The following is an 18,548-nucleotide window of genomic DNA, read 5'->3' as shown; positions in this document are numbered from 1 at the left end:
TTTATATTGCGTCGCAACATTTGTATGCTGCAATGCAAAACCATCACGGGGGTTTTTCCTTGCCTGGCATTATGCGATGACATAGCTTTACCTTGTTTCCGGCTTCAAGGACGTCGCCGTAATAAGGGAGCGGCGGCAGTCTTTCGTAGGCCAATCGGGCGGGTGTAGGGCTAGGTCGACTGAGTTGAGAGCAGAAATGCGCCTCTGCTAGTTTGATCTAGGTCGTGACACGCTGCCGGAAATACTTCCCAAATTGAATTGATTGGACGAGCTCTTGTGAGCTTTAAGATCGATTTCTCGTTGTGAACCTGGGAGGATTTTGATGCGCGCACTAACGCAAGCAACCTACATTGTATCGACCTCGGCGCTACTGTCGTTTGGCGCGCTCTATACGGCGTCAGCCAACGAAGAGCTCGCGAAAATGGCCAAAAATCCGAAAGACTGGGTGATGCAGACGGGTGATTACGCCAACACTCGTTACTCCCCGCTCAAGCAGATCACCAAGGAGAACGTGAAGAACCTGCAGGTCAAGTGGACCTTCTCGACCGGCGTGCTGCGCGGCCATGAGGGCGGACCGCTGATTGTCGGCGATGTGATGTATGTTCACGCGCCGTTCCCGAACACCGTCTACGCTCTCGATCTCAACAAGGACGGAAAGATCCTCTGGAAGTACGAGCCCAAGCAGGACGCGAACGTCATTCCGATCATGTGCTGCGACACGGTCAATCGCGGCGTTGCCTATGCACCTGCCGATGGCGACCGCCCGGCGATGATCTTTCTTAATCAGGCTGACACCAACCTCGTCGCGCTCGACGCCAAGACCGGAAAGCTTATCTGGACAGCCAAGAACGGCGATGAGACCAATGGTGGAAAGGGCGAATCCGGCACGTCGGCGCCCGTGGTCGTCAAGGACAAGGTTCTCGTCGGTATTTCCGGGGCGGAATTCGGCGTCCGCGGCTGGATAGCCGCCTACAATCTGAAGGACGGCAAGCTCGCCTGGAAGGCCTATTCGGAAGGTCCGGATGCAGACACCTTGATCGACCCCCAGAAGACCACGCAGCTCGGCAAGCCGGTGGGAAAGGACTCCGGCACCAATACCTGGGAAGGCGAACAGTGGAAGACGGGCGGCGGCACGACATGGGGCTGGTATTCCTATGATCCCAAGCTGAACCTCGTCTACTACGGTACCGGCAATCCCTCGACGTGGAACCCGGTCCAGCGTCCCGGAGACAATCGCTGGGCTATGACCATCTTCGCCCGCGATGCCGACACCGGCATGGCCAAATGGGTCTACCAGATGACCCCGCACGATGAGTGGGACTATGACGGCGTCAACGAGATGATCCTTGTCGACGACATGGAGATCAAAGGCAAGAAGCACGACGTGCTGGTGCATTTCGACCGCAATGGTTTCGCCTACACCATGGATCGCGCCACCGGCGACCTTCTCGTCGCCGAAAAATATGATCCGGCGGTGAACTGGGCCACCAAGATCAACATGGATCCGAAGAGCGACAAGTACGGTCGTCCAGAGGTCGTTCAGAAATACTCACCCCAGGCGAACGGTGAAGATACCAACACCACCGGTATCTGCCCCGCCGCGCTGGGAACGAAGGACCAGCAGCCGGCTACCTACTCGCCGAAGACGGGCCTGTTCTACGTGCCGACCAACCATGTCTGCATGGACTACGAGCCTTACAAGGTGAGCTACACGGCCGGTCAGCCTTACGTGGGCTCTACCGTGTCGATGTATCCCGCACCTGGCGGCGACAGCATGGGCAACTTGATCGCCTGGGATGCCGCCAAGGGCAAGATCGTCTGGTCGAAGCCCGAGCAGTTCTCGGTGTGGTCCGGGGCGCTCGCGACGGCCGGCGACGTGGTCTTCTACGGCACGCTCGAAGGCTACATCAAGGCGGTCGATAAGAACGGCAAGGAACTCTACAAGTTCAAGACCCCGTCCGGCATCATCGGCAACGTCACGCCCTTCGAGCATGACGGCAAGCAGTACATCGCCGTTCTGTCCGGCGTCGGCGGATGGGCCGGCATCGGTCTGGCAGGCGGATTGCTTTCGCCCGACCAAGCCGCGGCCTGGCACGGCGCCGTCGATCAGGGCCGTGCGCAAGGCGACCAGGCCACAGTCGTCGGAACCGCGGGTCTCGGAGCAGTCGGCGGCTACGCTGCACTTGCCGACTACACGACGCTGGGCGGCCAGCTGACCGTCTTCGGTCTTCCGGACTGACAGCCGGGAATGGCCTTAGAGCGAAGGCCTGAAAACAGGAGAGCCCGGATAACCCGAAGGTACTTCCGGGCTCTCGATCTGCCGCGCATCCGAAACATCGATCAATGCCGCGGCGTAACGGCAAACCCTTTGTCCTTGGCAAAATAAGGAAGCGTCTGAATGTCTGTTCGCATTGTAATTTCCGTTCTCGCCCTGGCTCTTCTGCCTCTGGCCAGCTCAAGTCTGGCCCGGGCCGAGGACAGTGCCGATAAAGCCAAGGCGGTGAAGGAAGAAGGCGGCAAGTATTTGGACGCGGATGGGAACCCGACCTACAAGATCGAGAATGGAACCGTGGATTGGTACACGTTCAGCGGTTACCGCCGCTATCACTCGGACTGCCATGTCTGTCACGGACAGGACGGAACGGGTTCAAGCTACGCGCCGGCCCTGGCCAACAGCCTCAAAAACATCGACTACCCCACTTTCCTCTCGATCGTCGCCCAGGGCCGGAAGAATACCGGCAACGGCAAGGAAAACGTCATGCCTGCCTTCGGCGATAACAAGAACGTCTACTGCTATCTGGACGATCTCTACGTCTATCTGCGCGCTCGTGCCGATGGCGCAGCACCCCGCGGCAGGCCGCCCAAGCACGAAGACAAGGCCAAGGCGGCGAAGGATGCCGAAGCATCCTGCATGGGAGGATGAAGTGACCGGCTGCGTTGCATCGAAGGCGCGCGTCGTTCTGCCCATTCTCGGCGCGCTCGCCCTGCTGCCGTCGAGCGCCTTGGCGCAAGGCGCCGGCCTCGGTGCTGCGGGAGAGCTGGTCGATCCCGACATTCTACGCGTCTGCGCCGATCCTTCGAACATGCCGTTTACCGACCAGAGCGGCCAAGGCTTCGAAAACAAGCTGGCCGAGCTGGTTGCCAGGAAGACAGGGCGGAAGTCGGTCGCCTACACATGGTTTCCGACCGTCATCGGTTTCGTGCGCAACACGCTCGGAGCCAACCGATGCGACGTCATCATGGGCTATGCCCAAGGTGATCCGCTGGTGCAGAACACCAATGCCTACTATCGCTCCTCCTATGTGCTTGTGCATCCGAAGGGCGACGACCTCGAGGGTTGCGAGACGATCGAGGATCCGAGACTCATCGGCAAGAGGATCGGTGTCGTCGAACGCACGCCGCCAACTGCCAACATGGCCGCCAACAAACTCTTGCGAACGGCAAAAATCTACCCGTTGGCCGTCGACACGCGCGTCACCCCGTCGATGGCAGAGGTTGTGATCAAGGACATGCTGGCCGGCAAGATCGACGCGGCGATCCTGTGGGGGCCGATGGCAGGCTACTATGTCAAACAACTCAAGGCGAACGTTACGATGGTCCCACTGGTCAAAGAAAAGACCGGCTCGCGTATGTCCTACCGCATCACCATGGGAGTGCGTCCATCTGACCAGGAATGGAAGCGTACGCTCAACAAAGTGATCCGGGAAAACCAGGCGGAGATAAACAAGCTCCTGCTCGACTACAACGTGCCGCTGATCGACGAACATGACAACCCGATCACGGCGGCGCCGGGATGAGATTGACCGGCGCGAGACGGCACAGGTGATGGAGGTAAGGAAGCGATCTTTGAGACAGGCAGTTATGCCATTCATGTTTGTTTCTATTGTTTGAGAACCCAGTGTTTCATTTGTCCATTTGTGAGGTGATGGACGAGCCATTGCACCGCCCGCAATGGCGCCAACGACATGACCGGCCCCTTCGGGCTGGCAGAAGAGGAGAATGCCATGAAGAAAAAGAGCTGGAAGAAACCGACCATGTGCCAGGTTGCTGCGGGCTTCGAAATTTCGCGGTATCTGCCTGCTGAAATTCCTCCCAGGAAGTAGGCCGCAGAGGTGCGTGTCCCTGACAATAGGGGCACGCACCCCTTGCCGTGTGAGGTCTTCGCGACGGGCTTTGCCGCGGGAAACGTTGGCGCGAAGCCGTTTGACATCGAGAATTTCCTGCCGGTCAGATGGGCCGCGGAGCAGGCATTGCAATGCGCGTGAAGATCATCGGATCGGCGGCGGGAGGCGGCTTTCCGCAATGGAACTGCAATTATCGCCTGAGCCGCGCGGCTCGCAGCGGGACTGCGGGTGTGCATTCACGAACCCAATCGTCCATTGCCGCATCGGCGGACGGGACTGGCTGGGTTCTCTTCAACGCGTCGCCCGACATTCGCCAGCAGATTGCGCAAACGCCTGAACTCCAGCCCGCATACGACGCGCCGCTGCGTTCGACGCCCATCCGCGCGGTGGTGCTGACCAACGCCGACGTCGACCATATCGCCGGCCTGCTCAGCCTGCGAGAACGACAGCCTTTCGCAATCTATGCAACGGCACAGGTGCTGGCGACGCTGGAGGCGAATTCGATCTTCAATGTTCTCGATCCGCAGATCGTGCCGCGGCGCCTCCTGACGCCGACGGAGGAACTGGCGATCCGCGATGCGGACGGCCGCGAGACCGGCATGGTCGTGGAAAGCTTTCCCGTGCCTGGGAAGATCGCACTCTATCTCGAGCAAAGAGACGATCCAGGCGCCGACTTCAGCTCCGATACGGGCGACACGATCGGAGTCCGTATCACCGGGGCCGGCAGCCGCGGCGCTGTCTTCTATATCCCGGGCTGCGCGGGCGTCGATGCTGCGCTCCGCGCTCGTCTGGCCAATGCCGCCTGCCTGCTGTTCGACGGCACCGTCTACACGGACGACGAGATGATCACTGCCCGCGTCGGCCCGAAAACCGGTGCGCGCATGGGCCACATCGCAATGTCTGGAGAAGCGGGTTCGATTGCCGGTTTGGCCGATGTGAAGATCGGCCGCCGTGTCTTCGTCCATATCAACAACACCAATCCGGTTCTCGACGAGAATTCCGCCGAACACGCGGCGGTCAAAGCGGCTGGCTGGGAAGTCGCCAGCGATGGGATGGAGATGGAATTTTGAGCGATTTTCACGATGCAGCCAAAGGTGGCCTGTCCAAGAGCCAGCTCGAGGCCGTGCTGCGGCAGGTCGGTGACGAGCGCTATCACAACCATCATCCTTTCCATCACAGAATGACCAGTGGCGCGCTGTCGAAGGCCGAAATGCAGGCCTGGGCGCTGAACCGCTATTGCTACCAGGCCGTCATTCCGCGCAAGGACGCCATGATCCTGGCGCGTGCCGAGGATCCGGCGTTTCGCGCCGCCTGGCGCAAACGCATCGAGGACCACGACGGCGAGGACGGCTGGAGCGGCGGCATCGCGCGCTGGCTGCATCTGGCCACCTCGCTCGGGCTCGATGCCGAGGCCGTCAAGAGCGAAAGGCTGGCGCTGCCGGCGACCCGTTTCGCCGTCGGCGCCTACCTTTCCTTCTGCACGAACCGGACGCTGCTCGAGGCGGTCGCATCGTCGCTGACCGAGATGTTCTCGCCGACCATCATCGGTGAGCGGGTGCCGGCGATGCTGGCGAAATACGACTACATCACAGAGGACACGCTGGGCTATTTCAGCCGACGGCCCCAACAGGCATCGCGCGACGCCGAGTTCGCCCTCGCCTACGTGCTCAGCCATGCCGATACGGCCGAACGCCAGCAGCAGGCGATCGATGCGCTGGTGTTCAAATGCGATATACTGTGGGCCATGCTCGACGCGCTTCAACATGCCTATGGTTCGCCGGGAAACATACCGCCCGGCGCCTTCCGCCCGGAGGCAGCCTGATGATGACGCTGCGCGAAAGAGCCATCGTGTCGTTGCGATCGGTGCCATCGCTGCCGAAGCATGTGCGCATACAGTACGACCCCGTGCGGCAGGCCTTCGCCGTGCTTTCGCCGGAGAAGGTGTTCTGGCCGAACGAAATCAGTCTCGACATATTGCGCCGCTGCGATGGGCGATCCACGGTCGGCCACATCATCGCCGATCTTGCCTCCGATTATGACGCCGATCAGGAGGCCGTGGCGGCCGACGTCATCGCCTTCCTGCAGGAATGGTCGGACAAGCTGCTGGTGAAGCTATGAGCGAGCCCGTTCTCCCTCCGATCGGCATGCTGGCGGAACTGACGCATCGCTGCCCGCTGCAGTGCCCTTATTGCTCCAATCCGCTCGAATTGCTGAAGGCCAATCGCGAGCTCGACACGCAGACTTGGCTCGATCTCTTCTCGCAGGCCGCCGATCTTGGCATTCTGCAGGTGCATCTGTCCGGCGGCGAGCCGACGCTGCGCCGCGACCTCGAGCAATTGATCGCCGGGCTTTCGGCGCGCGGTGTCTACACCAACCTGATCACCGCCGGCGTCGGCATTGCCGAAGGCCGCATCGAGGCCTTTGCCGAAGCCGGTCTCGACCACTTGCAGTTAAGCTTTCAGGGTGCTCGTCCGGCCACGACCGACCGTATCGGCAACCACGGCGGCAGCCACGAAAAGAAGCTGGAGACGGCACGCCGCACCCGCGCGGCCGGGCTGCCGCTCACCATCAATGCGCCGATCCATCGTCACAACATCGAGGAAGTGCCCGAATTCATCGATCTGGCCCTTTCGTTGGGCGCGGAGCGGCTCGAGATCGCCAACGTGCAGTATGCCGGCTGGGCGCTGGCCAATCGCGATATGCTGATGCCCGAACGTGCCGCGGTCGAGCGGCAGGCGGACATTGTCGCGGCGGCTCAGGAACAGCTAGCCGGCGTTATGAACATCGACTTCGTCACGCCCGACTATTTTGCCATCTATCCCAAGCCGTGTATGGGCGGCTGGGCGCGCGATGCGTTCATGGTGGCTCCGGACGGTACCGTGTTGCCATGCCATGCCGCGCAGACGATTCCTTCGCTCCACTTCGAGCGTTTCGGCGAGCGCACGCTTGCCGAAATCTGGACCGATTCACCAGCGTTCAATGCCTTCCGCGGCACCGGATGGATGCAGGAGCCCTGCCGAAGCTGCGAGCGTCGCGAGATCGACTGGGGCGGCTGCAGGTGTCAGGCGATGGCGATTGCCGGCGATGCCGCGGCTACGGATCCAGCCTGCATCAAGTCGCCGATCCACAACCACATGGCGATACTGGCCGACGCCGCGCTGGCACAGGCAGCGCCGGAGAGAAATGGCGCGGAAAGTTTCATTTTCCGGCGGATCGGCGCCACAACTCGACCTGACAAAAGCGCTTGATCAACCACGCTTTGCCCGCCCCCGTCGATGGCGTGCCGTGGAGCCACTGATTATGTCGGATGCCGGTGGGACTGCAGCAGCACGACATCGGCACCCTGGCGACAAAACGCGGAGATTCCGGGCGCGGGCGGCACGCTCATCCGCGGCGAATGCTCCATCGCGCTCAGCCCGCTTCCGCCGAGGCCCGGAACGCAGTCCGGCTTCGAAGCCAGCGTCAAGTTCGCAACCGCAAGCGAGTCGAAGTCGTTGCATTCTGCAGCATAAACATTTCAAGCGTGACTTAGACCGCTGTTTGCTGCAGTCATACTCCTCCCACGGACCACCCGCTCAGCCTGCGAGGGCTGGAGAAATCAAGTCCGAGCCAACCTGCTGAAAACCGGGCACACCGCATAGTTTCAGACCGGTCGCGATTTCGTCGAGCAGGACGTCCAAGACCCGCTCGACGCCTGCTCGTCCCTCCACGGCTCCAAACAGCGCCGCCCGGCCGATGGCGGCAGCGGCCGCTCCGCGGGCTTTTGCCTTGATGACGTCCATATGCCCGTCCGGATGCCGGAATCGATCAGGATCGGAACCCGGCCGCCGACTGCATCCCGCACCATTGTGATCGCGTCTATGCTCGAAACCGCCCCGTCCAATTGGCGACCGCCGTGGTTGGACATCCAGATCCCGTCCGCGCCCTCCGCAATTAGCCTCGCCGCATCGCCGGGGTGCAGGACGCCCTTGACGATCAGCGGCCCCTTCCACCAGTCGCGGATCGTCCGGAACTCGTTCCAGTCGAAACCAGCGTGGAGGTTGCGACCGACGCGCGCGGCGATCGTCAGCCCCGCGCCGGTATCGCCCAGATAGCCGCGCACATTCTCGAATTGCGGGAAGCCACCGCGAAGCAGCCGAAGCGACCATCCCGGATGCGCGGTCCCTTCGATCAGGTGCCGCAGGCAAGGCCGCAGCGGGATCGAAATTCCGTTCCTCAGATCCTTTTCGCGCTTGCCGCCCGTCTGGAGGTCGACGGTGACGACGAGCGCGGAATAGCCGAACTCCTCCGCCTGACGCACCAGCCTGTGATTGAAATCGAAATCCTTCAGCACATAGAGCTGAAACCAAAGCGGCCCCTGGACGGCCCTTGCCATCCGCTCGATGCCGGTCGTCGCCATGGTCGACAGCGTGTAGGGAATGCCCCGAGCCGCTGCCGCCGTGGCAATCGCGATATCGGCGCCGGGGCGCACCAGCGCGCAGGATCCCATCGGGCTGATCACCAGCGGCGTCGGATAGGTCTTGGACCACAATGTCGTGGTCAAATCCGGCCGGGACACGTCGGTCAAAACACGGGGCACCAGCCGGATACGCTCGAAGCCTGCGCGGTTGTCCCGCAAGGTCAGTTCCTGGCCTGCCCCGCCATCGACGAACTCGAAGATGGATTTCGGCAGCCGGCGGCGCGCCAACTGGCGAAAATCCTCCACCGATATGTTTCGATCGAGCCGCCCCATCGCGTCAAGCTGCGAGCCGGTCGCAGACGTTCCCGGTGATTTCCGCGGTCGATGACTTTCCCTTCAGATCGGCGCTGAGCCATCCACTCGCCAGGCACGCTTCCGTCACACGGCGGATTTGTTCGGCGGCCCGGCGCAGCCTTTCGTCGTCATGTCCGCGGCCGAGCCAGTCGAGCATGGCCGCCGCCGACAGGATCGTCCCGTAGGGATTTGCGATCCCCTTGCCGGCAATGTCCGGCGCGGACCCGTGCGCGGCCTGGAAGAAGCCCTTTGCGTCGCCGACCTCCGCCGAGGGTGCCATGCCCATTCCGCCGACCGTCGCCGCCGCCAGGCGAGACGCCGCCGGTGGAGGCGACATTGAGAATGGCGCCGGATTTGACGGATTTGAAATGCGGGACCACCGCGCGGGCGCCGTTGTATATCGAACGCATGTTGACGTTGGCGATGCGGTCGAACAGGCCTTCGTCCATCGTCTCCAGGGGCAAGGGCGGCTGCGCGACACCGGCATTGTTGACCAGTATGTCGAGCCCGCCGAAGGCCGAGCGGGCCAGATCGGCGGCGGCCGCAAAGCTCTCAAGCGTCGAGACGTCGCCGGTGATCGGCCGCACCTTGTCGCCGGCTTCGCGGCTGACGCGCACCGCGGCGGCTTCGTCACGGTCCATCAGCACGACCGACGCGCCCTCTGCCACGAATTTGTTGACGATGCCTTCGCCAAATCCCGATCCGCCACCGGTGACGATGGCGACTTTGCCAGCAAGTCTCATATCTGGTCCTCCGTTGCTGGAACCATCGGGGAAGACGCGCGCGTTTCACAGTCCGATTATCTGAACGCCCTTTTAGCTTTCCTTGTTTGAGGTCACCCGCACCGGGAGTAATAGTCGGCGCGAAATTGCCAGGAGGAGACGATGACGCTGAACTTCGACCCGAAGGCGAAGGCCACCACGCTCTACCATGGCGAGTTCCGGCCGATGTTCATCGGCGGCAGGTGGGTCGCGGCGCAGTCCGGCCAGGAGATGCAAGCGCTGAACCCGGCGACGGGCGAAGTGTTGGCGACGGTGCCGCGCGGCTCGGCCGCCGATATCGACGCGGCGGTAGCCGCGGCGCGCGCGGCCTTCGAAGGCCCCTGGTCCAAATTCTCGCCCTACGAACGGCAATGCGTGCTGCTCAGGATCGCCGACCTGTTCGAGAAGCATTGGGAAGAGCTTAGCGTCTCCGACACGCTCGACATGGGGCTGCCGATCACACGCACGTTGGCCAACCGGCGCCGGGTCATCGGCATGCTGCGCTTCTATGGCGGCATGGCGACCGCGCTGCATGGCGAGGCGATCGACAATTCCATTCCGGGCGAGATCGTCACCTTCACCCGGCGTGAGCCGGTCGGCGTCGTCGGCGCGATCATTCCCTGGAATGCCCCGACCGCCGCCTCGGTCTGGAAGATCGCGCCGGCTTTGGCCACAGGCTGCACCATCGTGCTGAAGCCGTCGGAGGAGGCGTCGCTGACGCCGCTGCTGATCGCGCGGCTGATGCAGGAAGCCGGCGTGCCCGACGGCGTCGTCAACGTCGTCACCGGAACCGGTGCCGAGGCCGGCGCGCGGCTCGCCGAGCATCCGGATGTCAACAAGATCGTCTTCACCGGCTCGACGCTTACTGGTCAAGCGATCGCCCGGGCGGGTGTCACCAACCTCAAGCGCGTCTCGCTCGAGCTCGGCGGCAAGTCGCCGATCATCGTCTGCCGCGACGCCGATATCGACAAGGCGGTTCCGGTCGCGGCCATGGCGGTGTTCGTGCATTCGGGCCAGATCTGCATTGCCGGCTCGCGGCTGTTCGTGGCGCGCGAGATCCACGACGAGTTCGTCCGCCGGGTCGCCGAGTTTGCCGGCAAGCTGCGCATCGGCCACGGTATCGAGGCGGAAACCGAAATCGGCCCGCTCATCAATGCAAGGCAGGCCGGCAAGGTGGAAGGCTACATCAAGGCCGGCAGCGACGAGGGCGCTGAACTGGTTGCCGGCGGATCGCGACTGACGGGCGAGCTCTATGACGGCGGCAACTTCATCGCGCCGACCGTCTTCGGCGCGGTGTCGGACAAGATGACGATCGCGCGGGAAGAGATTTTCGGGCCGGTCATTTCGGCGATGCCCTTCGACACGCTGGATGAGGTGGTCGCGCGGGCCAACGCAACGCCTTACGGTCTGGCGGCCGGTATCTTCACCACCAATCTCGGCACGGCGCACAAACTCGCGCGGCGCGTCAAGGCCGGCTCGGTCTGGGTCAACATGTACCACGCCATCGACCCGGCCGTGCCGTTCGGCGGCATGAAGATGTCCGGCTACGGCCGCGAGGGCGGCGTCGAGCATCTGCACGAATATCTGGAAACCAAGTCGGTCTGGATCCAGACTGACTAAACCGAACGCGCCGGAAACGTCAGTGGGCGAGCTCGCGCAGATTGGTGCGGATCAGGTTCATCAGCTGCTCGGAAAAAGAGTGATGCACATAGCCCCGCGCGGTGATGATGGTCGATGCCGCGGCCGACCACAATCAGACCCATGCCGACTGCCAGCGTGCCGAGGATCGAGACGTTCTTGAGGATGGCGATGATGTTCACTTGGCTCAGGAAATTGTTGAGCGTCGCCGAGAACACGATGAAGAGGACGATCGAGATCGCAACGACCACGAGTTCCTGCGACGCCTTGAAGCCAAGGCGCCTGCCGTCCGATTTGCCCGAACCAGGCATTTTCTTCCTCCCAGGCAGCCTGTGGTTGGCGCCTTCCTCAGGCAACCGGCTGCTCCGGAATCCTCCCAAGACACCCGAGCCGTTCGCCTCGTTGGGACAATTACGACTGGAGAGGCAGCGGACAATTTCGTTTTTCTGACACGCTGTGCAGTTTGCTGGCGCGCGAGGCCTATCCGGAGCCGATGTCGCGCTGCGCCTTCAGAGCCGAGAGCGGTCTGACAGCCAATATGCGTGAAGCGGTCCGCGTCATGCAGGTTGGCGAAAGAAGAGAGGTTCTTCAGTCGAAGAAGCCCGCATCCTCTTCCCTGAGATATTTCCTGGCTGCTTCGGCGTCGATATCGAGACCTAGCCCCGGCGCTTCCAGCAAGTCCACCATGCTGTCCTTAACGATCTGCGACGGCAGGCCGATGACGAGGTCCTCCCACCAGGGGTCGGAGGCGCTCGGATACTCGAAGGCGATGTAGTTGGCGGGCAAGGTGGCGCAGACATTGATAAGCGCGCCGAGGCCGAGCAGGCCGTTCGCGGTTCCGTGCGGCGCCATCAGGATCGAGTGCATGTAGGCGTGCTCGGCAACCCATTTGAGCTCGGCAATGCCGCCGACATCGGCAGGATCGGGGCCGATGACGCGCACCGCCTGAGTCTCGATCAGCTCCTTGAAATTGTGCCGCAGGTAGATCTGCTCACCGGTATGGATCGGCGTCGAGGTGGAGGTGGTCAGCTCCCGATAAGCCTGCGGATTGACCCACGGCACATAGTCGCCCGTCAGCATGTCCTCGAGCCACATCAAATTGTATTTCTCGACCGCGCGGGCGAACTTGATCGCATCGGGCAGCATCCAACCCGGGCCGCAGTCGAGCGCCAGGCTGACCTTGTCGCCCAGCACTTCCTTCATCGCGATCACACAGTCGAGCATGTGATTGAAACCGCGCTCGCTGATCACGCCCTGATCCATGGCGCCGTGATAGCCGGCCTTCTTCTGCGTCACGCCGTAGTGGAAGCCTTCTATGCTGTCCTTCATGTTGGAGTGGAACGAGATGCCTTGCTTGATCATGAAGAAGTTCTGCGGCTGCTCCATCATCCATTTGACGTCGGCGGCGTAGTCCTCCGGCCGGTCGCCCGAGCGCTTGCGGCGGATCGAGCCGTTGTAGACGCGCACCTTGTCGCGCACCTTGCCGCCAAGCAGTTTGTAGACCGGCACGCCCGCGGCCTTGCCGGCTATGTCCCACAGCGCGTGCTCGATGGCGCTTACCGCCGCGCCATAGGGCTTGAACGAGCCGCGCTGGCGGATCTTCAGCATCACCCGCTCGACGTCGGTCGGATCCTCGCCGATCAGCGCCTCGCGGAAATGCAGCACAAAGGGCTTGAGGTAGCTCTTAGTGAACTCGACTTCGCCAAGGCCATAGAGACCCTCGTCGGTCACGATGCGCACGATCGGATGCTTGCCTATGACGGCGCAGCGCAGGTCGGTGATCTTCATGGCGCAGTCCTATTTCACAGACGAGAAAGCTGTCGGCGTGAGCAGCTGGCTGTTGATATTGGCAATGATCTGCCCGTCGCGCTCAGACTCGTCCCGGGCCCTGTGCCATGCCGGATCGGTGACGAAAGCCGCCCATTTCGCCTCACGCTCGGCCAGCGATTCCCAGGCGAGGAAATAGGTGAGGCGATTGCTGTTTTCGCCGATCGCCGTGGTGAAAAACCCGGCTTGGCGGATGCCATGCCTCTCCCAGATGGCCAGCGTTTGGTCGGAAAAGCGCATGAGCAAAGCCGGCAGCCTGCCCGGCAGGCAGTCATAGATACGCAGTTCGTAGATCATGGTTTCGTCCGTTTCTTTCTTCGCCTCTCCCTTGGGAGAGGTCGACACGAATGGTCGGTCGTTGGCCCTGTGAACCTGGGGGAATGAGGGCAGAGGTCCTGGGCTAACTCCAGGTCCGGTCCCAGCTATATTCATTGTCCCAATGCTCGGTGGATTGCCATATCCCTGTGACACCGGGCTGCAGATGCTGGCTGATCACCTCGTCGACCACATCGTCTATGCCCAGCCCCGGTCTGTCCGGAACGGTGATGAAGCCGTCCTTCACAAGCGGCTTGGGAAGGCCTGTGACGATGTCGTCCCACCAGTCGACATCGGCGGAATGGTATTCGAGCGCCATGAAGTTCTCGGTCGCGGTCGCGACATGCGCCGCGGCCATCGCGGCGATCGGGCTTTCGGCCATGTGGATCGCCATCGCAACGCCGTGGTCCTGCGCCATGTCGCCGATCTTCTTGGTCTCGAGGATGCCGCCGCTGGTGAGCAGGTCCGGGTGGATTATGGAGAGGCCGCCGCTCTTCAGCAGAGGCTCGAAACCCTCCTTGAGATAGATATCCTCGCCGGTGCAGATCGGCACCGAGGTCGCTTGCTGCAATTGCCGGTACTGCTCGGTGTATTGCCAGGGAATCACGTCCTCGAGCCAAGCCGGCACGTATTTCTCGATACGGCGCGACAGGCGAATGCCGTCCTGCAGCGAGATGTGGCCGACGTGATCGATGGCTAGAGGGATCTCGAAGCCGATGACCTCGCGGACCTCGTGGATATATTGCTCGAGCAGGTCTATGCCCTTTTCGGTGAAATGCAGGCCCGTGAACGGGTGCTGCACGTTCTGCGCATCGTAGGCGAGATTGCGGGCCTTGCGCTCCTCGAGCGTGCCGCCGCGGCCGCGCGGATTGGCGCGAAACCCTTCGAGCGCGCCGGCGGGCGCTGTCACGGCGCCCGGAATGTGGGCGATCTGCATCAGACCCAGGTCCATCTTGAGGAAGGTGAAGCCGCGCTCCATGCGCGCCTTGAGGCGCTTGCCGGTTTCGGTGCCGCTCGGCTTTTCCGCATCGGTATCGCAGTAGACGCGCACGTGATCGCGAAACTTGCCGCCCAGCATCTGGTAGATGGGGACGCCATAGGCCTTGCCGGCGAGATCCCAGAGCGCAATCTCAACCGCCGACACGCCGCCGCCCTGCCGCCCATGACCGCCGAATTGCTTGATGCGGCGGAACAGGCGGTCGATATCGCAAGGATTCTCACCGAGCAGCCGGCTTTTGAGCATCAGCGCGTAGGTGGCGCTTGCGCCGTCGCGCACCTCACCAAGCCCAACAATACCCTGGTTGGTGTAAATCTTGAGCAGCGCCGAGGTGAACGGCGCGCCGACGATTTCGGCCACCCGCATGTCGGTGATGCGAAGGTCGGACGGCTTGGAGTTCGTGTTCACCCGATTGAGGGCCTCGTCGGCTCCACCCGTCTTTGGCATGACTTATCCTCGTTCTGGTAGATTGGTTCATGCCCCGCACGTGGGGCGGCGCAGAGCGCTGCTAGCCCAGCTCAATCTCGTGGGCCTGCAGGTATTCGCGGTTCATCTCGACACCGAGACCCGGTTTCGACGTCAGCTTGAGGCTGCCGTTCGAGACGTCGAGCGGGCTGTCGATGAGGTGATCGTATTTGGAGAGGTTCCACTCGGACGTTTCCAGTTTGTAGAAATTGGGAACGGTCATCATTACCTGCGCTCCAGCCACCACATTGACTGGTCCCGCGGCGTCATGCGGCGAAACCGGGACGTAGTAGGCTTCGCATAGGGCGGAAATCTTCTTGAGTTCGGTAATGCCGCCGGTCCACGTGACGTCCGGCATGATGTAGTCGGCCAGCTTGCTCTCGAGTACCGGCACGAAATCCCATTTCGTATGGCCGCGCTCGCCCCACGAGATGGCGGCGCTGACCTTCTCGCGCACCTGCTTGAGGGCGTTGAGGCTCTCGGGCGGGCAAGGCTCCTCGAACCAGTCGATCTGGCCGGCTTCCTCGAGGCTGCGGCAGAGGCGAATGGCGGTGGGGACGTCGAAGCGGCCATGCGCATCGATCAGGATATCGACATCAGGGCCTGCCGTTTCGCGGATCAGAGCCGTGAGTTCGGCCGCCTCGCGCTCATCCTTGCGTGTCATGCTGCCATCGAGGTAGCCGTCTCGCCGTTCGCGGGGCACGCCATCGACGCTGCGGCCCTGATGGGGGAAAGGATCGAACTTGAGCGCCGTGTGTCCGGACTCGACGATGTCCTGAATTTCGCGGACCACCGCCTCCTTGCTGGTGAATTTGGCCTGGTTGGGATGGGTGTAGAGCGCGATTTCATCGCGTACCGCTCCGCCCAGCAATTCGTAAATCGGCTTGCCGAGGACTTTGCCGCGGATGTCCCAGAGGGCTATGTCGATGGCGCTCACGCATTCGACGGCGGCGCCGCGACTGCCCATGTAGGTGAAGCTGCGGAAGATCTTGTGCCAGAGATGCTCGATGCGCGCCGGATCCTCACCTGCCACGGCGGCACCGATCTGCCGCAGGATCGTGCAGAGCGCGCGGTTGGCGAGCTTCGTCGTGGTGGTGATCTCTCCCCAGCCACTAACCCCCTCGTCGGTCGTCACTTCGACGAACAAGTACTCTCCCCAATAGGAGGCATCGGACTTGATCAGCCACGGCCGAACGCTCGTGATTTTCATCTTAACTACCCTATCGAATGGTCAGGTTGACGGTGTTCTGGACCGGATATCCTATCCGGCCCGCGCGGCGTTGCGCGCACGCATGTGTTCGAGGATGTGCCGGCCGGAGCCCTCGACATGGCGGGCAACGAGTTCGGCCGCCTTGTCTGCATCTCCCGCCTTTACGAGCGCGATGAGCTCGCGGTGCTCGCGAATGATCGCGGCACGTCGCGCAAGCGTGAAATCGAAACGCCGGCTCACGGCGCGCAGCACTTCCCGATGCTTCCACCAAAGCTCGGCGGCATGGCGGTTGTAGTGCCGCTGGTACATCACGGTGTGGAAGGCGGTATCGAGCTCACTGTGCCTGAATGTGTCGGCAAAGTTGTTCTCTTCGATCAGGCCCTGGATACGTTCGAGTTCGGCGATGTCCTCGACGGTGGCCATGTTCACAAACCATCGCGTCAGGGCCGGCTCGATCAGAACGCCGATCTCGTAGATATCGCGGACAAACTCCTGATCGATGGGTCGGACGCGCGCCCCGCGGTTGGGAGCAAAGATGACAAAGCCCTCGCCGCGTAACAGCTGCAGTGCCTCGCGCACGGGATTGGTCGAAGTGCCGTGACGCCGGGCGAGATCGGTGACCACAAGCCGTTCATTCGCGGCCAGCCGTCCCTCGATGATGTCTTCCCTGATCAGCTCATAAAGCGAGGCGCCCTCGCTGGAGGCCCCTATGGGGTCGATCCCCGCAGGTGGCTTGGCTTTAAAATCATTTGGTTCGGCCAAGGCCCGCTCCCCTAGGATAATACACACTCTATCCGATTATCACGCAAAGTTTCGATAAACAATGTACGATCCAGCGCGTTGACAGACAATTCACGATCTGAAAACGTACAAGGAGACCGAATGGATACACAGAGCGGTGTCCCGCGGTCGAATGAGCAAGGACCGCTTGCCCCGAAGCGAAGCGGCGTGGGAGAGAACCTGGAGGATACCTATGACGAGGATTACACTCGGCGGTGCCGTCCTGCGCGGCACTGTTTCGACTGCTTTAATGGCATCGTTGATGTCGGCGCCGGCGCTGGGCGCGCCGCCGGTCGACTTGAGCAAGTGGTCGCCGGAATATGTGCGCTCGATCGCGGGCACGCAGGATTTTGATACGGCGGGCGATTGCGCCAAGGTCACCCCGCTCGACTACAAGGGGCGACTGACTTTCTGGTATCAGGGCGTGTTCGAGGGTGACCCCGATCTTCTGCGCCAGTACTACAAGGATTTCTTCGCAAACTTCCGCAAGACCTATCCGAACATCCAGCTCGAGGACCAAGCCCTCACCTACAACGACCTGCTCGACAAGTTCCGCACGGCACTCCTGGGCAATGCCGCGCCGATGGCCGTCCGCCTGCAAATCCTGGGTGGTACCGAGTTCGCCTCGAAGGGCTATTTGCAGCCGCTCAAGCCCGAGGATGTGGGTTATTCGACCGAGGATTTCTGGCCCGGCGCCATGAAGGCCGTGACCTGGGACGGGGTGACCTACGGCATTCCGACCAATAACGAGACGATGGCGTTCATCTGGAACGCCGACATCTTCAAGCGCGCGGGCCTCGATCCGAACAAGCCTCCGGCAACCTGGGACGACGTCGTGAAGTATTCCAAGCAGATCCACGACAAGCTCGGCATTGCCGGTTATGGCCTCGTAGCCCGCAAGAACGCCGGCAACACGCCCTATCGATTCATGCCGCAGCTGTGGGCCTATGGCGGCGGCGTCTTCGACGAGGCGAAGGCGGACCCGACCTATAAGGACATCGAGCTCAACAGCCCGCAGAGTAAGGCGGCGCTGCAGGCCTCGTACGACATGTATGTTCGGGACAAGTCGGTTCCGGTTTCGGCACTCACCAACCAGCAGGCCGACAACCAGCCCCTGTTCCTGGCCGGCCAGCTCGGCATGATGATCTCCCACCCGTCCGACTATAACGTCATGCTCGACCTGCAGAAGAAGGCGACGGGCACCGACAAGGACAAGGCGCAGACGGTTATCGACAACATGCGCTACGGCCTCATTCCGACCGGTCCCGACGGTAAGCGCGCCGTCGTGTTCGGCGGCTCGAACATTCACATCCTGAAGCCCGAATATGTCGAGGGCGGCAAGGTGGACGAGCCGGCGGCAAAGGCAATCATCTGCATGTGGACGAGCCCCGAATGGTCGCTGAAGATGGCCTACGCCGGCTCGAACCCCGGTAACCTCAACGGCTTCAAGACCAAATGGATGAAGGAGCGTTTGGACAACATCAAGTTCCTCGATGTCACCACCTCGATGCTGCCATACGGCATCCCGTTCCCGGCCCTGCCGCAGTCGCCCGAGATCATGAACATCATCGTCCCGGACATGCTGCAGAATGCCCTGACCGGAGCGATGACCGTCGACCAGGCAGCGGATGATGCGGCCAAGAAGGTAAAAGACCTGATGGGCGGCGGACTCTAGCCG

Annotated in this window: 17 protein-coding genes and 2 pseudogenes; 9 read left to right on the top strand and 10 right to left on the bottom strand. The window is 62.1% G+C overall.

Going from position 1 to position 18,548, the window contains the following annotated elements; genetic code table 11:
• Positions 1-322: 322 nt before the first annotated feature.
• From EJ070_RS18740 to EJ070_RS18730, 3 genes are all read left to right on the top strand, one after another.
• Positions 323-2,239, top strand: coding sequence for a methanol/ethanol family PQQ-dependent dehydrogenase (locus EJ070_RS18740; protein ID WP_126092681.1), 1,917 nt, complete (start codon positions 323-325; stop codon positions 2,237-2,239).
• Between the two features lie 159 nt (positions 2,240-2,398).
• Positions 2,399-2,923: a c-type cytochrome, methanol metabolism-related gene (locus EJ070_RS18735; protein ID WP_126092680.1), complete on the top strand. Its 525-nt coding sequence runs from the start codon at positions 2,399-2,401 to the stop codon at positions 2,921-2,923.
• A complete protein-coding gene (locus EJ070_RS18730) occupies positions 2,895-3,797 on the top strand; it encodes a quinoprotein dehydrogenase-associated putative ABC transporter substrate-binding protein (RefSeq protein ID WP_126092679.1) in 903 nt (300 codons plus the stop codon). The genes EJ070_RS18735 and EJ070_RS18730 overlap by 29 nt, the downstream gene beginning before the upstream one ends.
• Positions 3,798-3,880: 83 nt before the next feature.
• Here EJ070_RS18730 and EJ070_RS36325 read toward each other — a convergent pair whose 3' ends face one another.
• On the bottom strand, positions 3,881-4,210 hold the full coding sequence (locus EJ070_RS36325; protein ID WP_189349935.1) for a hypothetical protein: 330 nt from the start codon (positions 4,208-4,210) through the stop codon (positions 3,881-3,883).
• Positions 4,211-4,255: 45 nt separating this feature from the next.
• Between EJ070_RS36325 and pqqB the strand changes: the two genes are divergently transcribed.
• From pqqB to pqqE, 4 genes are read left to right on the top strand one after another with little or no spacing between them, the layout of a single operon-like run.
• Entirely contained in the window at positions 4,256-5,194 is a 939-nt protein-coding gene (pqqB, locus tag EJ070_RS18720; protein WP_126092678.1) for a pyrroloquinoline quinone biosynthesis protein PqqB, read from the top strand.
• On the top strand, positions 5,191-5,946 hold the full coding sequence (pqqC, locus tag EJ070_RS18715; protein WP_126092677.1) for a pyrroloquinoline-quinone synthase PqqC: 756 nt from the start codon (positions 5,191-5,193) through the stop codon (positions 5,944-5,946). Before pqqB ends, pqqC begins: the two co-directional genes overlap by 4 nt.
• The gene (pqqD, locus tag EJ070_RS18710; RefSeq protein ID WP_126092676.1) at positions 5,946-6,242 is read left to right on the top strand and encodes a pyrroloquinoline quinone biosynthesis peptide chaperone PqqD; all 297 of its coding nucleotides are present in this window, start codon (positions 5,946-5,948) and stop codon (positions 6,240-6,242) included. Before pqqC ends, pqqD begins: the two co-directional genes overlap by 1 nt.
• Positions 6,239-7,372 carry a pyrroloquinoline quinone biosynthesis protein PqqE gene (gene pqqE / locus EJ070_RS18705; RefSeq protein ID WP_126092675.1) on the top strand — a complete coding sequence of 378 codons (1,134 nt, stop codon included), beginning with the start codon at positions 6,239-6,241 and terminating at the stop codon, positions 7,370-7,372. The genes pqqD and pqqE overlap by 4 nt, the downstream gene beginning before the upstream one ends.
• Before the next feature lie 395 nt (positions 7,373-7,767).
• Here the strand turns inward: pqqE and EJ070_RS18700 are convergent, their stop codons facing one another.
• The 3 genes and pseudogenes from EJ070_RS18700 to EJ070_RS37070 form a co-directional block, all read right to left on the bottom strand.
• Positions 7,768-8,829 (bottom strand): alpha-hydroxy acid oxidase, encoded by a 1,062-nt coding sequence (locus EJ070_RS18700; RefSeq protein WP_189349933.1) that lies wholly within the window; start codon positions 8,827-8,829, stop codon positions 7,768-7,770.
• Positions 8,830-8,860: 31 nt separating this feature from the next.
• A pseudogene (locus tag EJ070_RS37075) lies at positions 8,861-9,193 on the bottom strand (isocitrate/isopropylmalate family dehydrogenase); the annotation flags it as partial.
• Positions 9,194-9,245: 52 nt separating this feature from the next.
• Positions 9,246-9,620, bottom strand: a pseudogene (locus EJ070_RS37070) (SDR family NAD(P)-dependent oxidoreductase); the annotation flags it as partial.
• Positions 9,621-9,761: 141 nt separating this feature from the next.
• Between EJ070_RS37070 and EJ070_RS18690 the strand changes: the two are divergent.
• On the top strand, positions 9,762-11,258 hold the full coding sequence (locus tag EJ070_RS18690) for an aldehyde dehydrogenase family protein (RefSeq protein WP_126092673.1): 1,497 nt from the start codon (positions 9,762-9,764) through the stop codon (positions 11,256-11,258).
• On the opposite strand, the gene EJ070_RS18685 is transcribed toward EJ070_RS18690, so the two are convergent.
• From EJ070_RS18685 to EJ070_RS18660, 6 genes are all read right to left on the bottom strand, one after another.
• Positions 11,255-11,587 (bottom strand): hypothetical protein, encoded by a 333-nt coding sequence (locus EJ070_RS18685; protein WP_189349929.1) that lies wholly within the window; start codon positions 11,585-11,587, stop codon positions 11,255-11,257. The genes EJ070_RS18690 and EJ070_RS18685 overlap by 4 nt on opposite strands.
• A gap of 277 nt (positions 11,588-11,864) precedes the next feature.
• Complete coding sequence (locus EJ070_RS18680) at positions 11,865-13,064, bottom strand: mandelate racemase/muconate lactonizing enzyme family protein (protein WP_126092672.1); 1,200 nt, start codon at positions 13,062-13,064, stop codon at positions 11,865-11,867.
• A 9-nt stretch (positions 13,065-13,073) separates the two neighbouring features.
• Complete coding sequence (locus EJ070_RS18675) at positions 13,074-13,400, bottom strand: NIPSNAP family protein (RefSeq protein WP_126092671.1); 327 nt, start codon at positions 13,398-13,400, stop codon at positions 13,074-13,076.
• Positions 13,401-13,503: 103 nt separating this feature from the next.
• Entirely contained in the window at positions 13,504-14,862 is a 1,359-nt protein-coding gene (locus tag EJ070_RS18670) for a mandelate racemase/muconate lactonizing enzyme family protein (protein WP_126092670.1), read from the bottom strand.
• 61 nt (positions 14,863-14,923) lie between these two features.
• Entirely contained in the window at positions 14,924-16,090 is a 1,167-nt protein-coding gene (locus tag EJ070_RS18665) for a mandelate racemase/muconate lactonizing enzyme family protein (protein WP_126092669.1), read from the bottom strand.
• Between the two features lie 51 nt (positions 16,091-16,141).
• Positions 16,142-16,852 (bottom strand): GntR family transcriptional regulator, encoded by a 711-nt coding sequence (locus tag EJ070_RS18660; protein ID WP_126092668.1) that lies wholly within the window; start codon positions 16,850-16,852, stop codon positions 16,142-16,144.
• A gap of 211 nt (positions 16,853-17,063) precedes the next feature.
• Between EJ070_RS18660 and EJ070_RS18655 the strand changes: the two genes are divergently transcribed.
• Positions 17,064-18,545: a sugar ABC transporter substrate-binding protein gene (locus tag EJ070_RS18655; protein ID WP_126092667.1), complete on the top strand. Its 1,482-nt coding sequence runs from the start codon at positions 17,064-17,066 to the stop codon at positions 18,543-18,545.
• Positions 18,546-18,548 lie beyond the last annotated feature (3 nt).

Origin of the sequence: Mesorhizobium sp. M1E.F.Ca.ET.045.02.1.1 (assembly GCF_003952485.1) — a bacterium.
In the GTDB taxonomy this organism is placed as follows: domain Bacteria; phylum Pseudomonadota; class Alphaproteobacteria; order Rhizobiales; family Rhizobiaceae; genus Mesorhizobium.
The sequence above is the reverse complement of the archived record's forward strand: the minus strand, read 5'-3'. Positions and strand labels throughout refer to the sequence as shown.

What these genes read in the sequence shown, in the direction of transcription:
- EJ070_RS18740 (WP_126092681.1), top strand. Translation starts at nt 323, where the DNA reads ATGCGCGCACTAACGCAAGCAACCTACATTGTATCGACCTCGGCGCTA.
- EJ070_RS18735 (WP_126092680.1), top strand. Translation starts at nt 2,399, where the DNA reads ATGTCTGTTCGCATTGTAATTTCCGTTCTCGCCCTGGCTCTTCTGCCT.
- EJ070_RS18730 (WP_126092679.1), top strand. Translation starts at nt 2,895, where the DNA reads ATGCCGAAGCATCCTGCATGGGAGGATGAAGTGACCGGCTGCGTTGCA.
- EJ070_RS36325 (WP_189349935.1), bottom strand. Translation starts at nt 4,210, where the DNA reads ATGTCAAACGGCTTCGCGCCAACGTTTCCCGCGGCAAAGCCCGTCGCG.
- pqqB (WP_126092678.1), top strand. Translation starts at nt 4,256, where the DNA reads ATGCGCGTGAAGATCATCGGATCGGCGGCGGGAGGCGGCTTTCCGCAA.
- pqqD (WP_126092676.1), top strand. Translation starts at nt 5,946, where the DNA reads ATGATGACGCTGCGCGAAAGAGCCATCGTGTCGTTGCGATCGGTGCCA.
- pqqE (WP_126092675.1), top strand. Translation starts at nt 6,239, where the DNA reads ATGAGCGAGCCCGTTCTCCCTCCGATCGGCATGCTGGCGGAACTGACG.
- EJ070_RS18690 (WP_126092673.1), top strand. Translation starts at nt 9,762, where the DNA reads ATGACGCTGAACTTCGACCCGAAGGCGAAGGCCACCACGCTCTACCAT.
- EJ070_RS18685 (WP_189349929.1), bottom strand. Translation starts at nt 11,587, where the DNA reads ATGCCTGGTTCGGGCAAATCGGACGGCAGGCGCCTTGGCTTCAAGGCG.
- EJ070_RS18680 (WP_126092672.1), bottom strand. Translation starts at nt 13,064, where the DNA reads ATGAAGATCACCGACCTGCGCTGCGCCGTCATAGGCAAGCATCCGATC.
- EJ070_RS18675 (WP_126092671.1), bottom strand. Translation starts at nt 13,400, where the DNA reads ATGATCTACGAACTGCGTATCTATGACTGCCTGCCGGGCAGGCTGCCG.
- EJ070_RS18670 (WP_126092670.1), bottom strand. Translation starts at nt 14,862, where the DNA reads ATGCCAAAGACGGGTGGAGCCGACGAGGCCCTCAATCGGGTGAACACG.
- EJ070_RS18665 (WP_126092669.1), bottom strand. Translation starts at nt 16,090, where the DNA reads ATGAAAATCACGAGCGTTCGGCCGTGGCTGATCAAGTCCGATGCCTCC.
- EJ070_RS18655 (WP_126092667.1), top strand. Translation starts at nt 17,064, where the DNA reads ATGACGAGGATTACACTCGGCGGTGCCGTCCTGCGCGGCACTGTTTCG.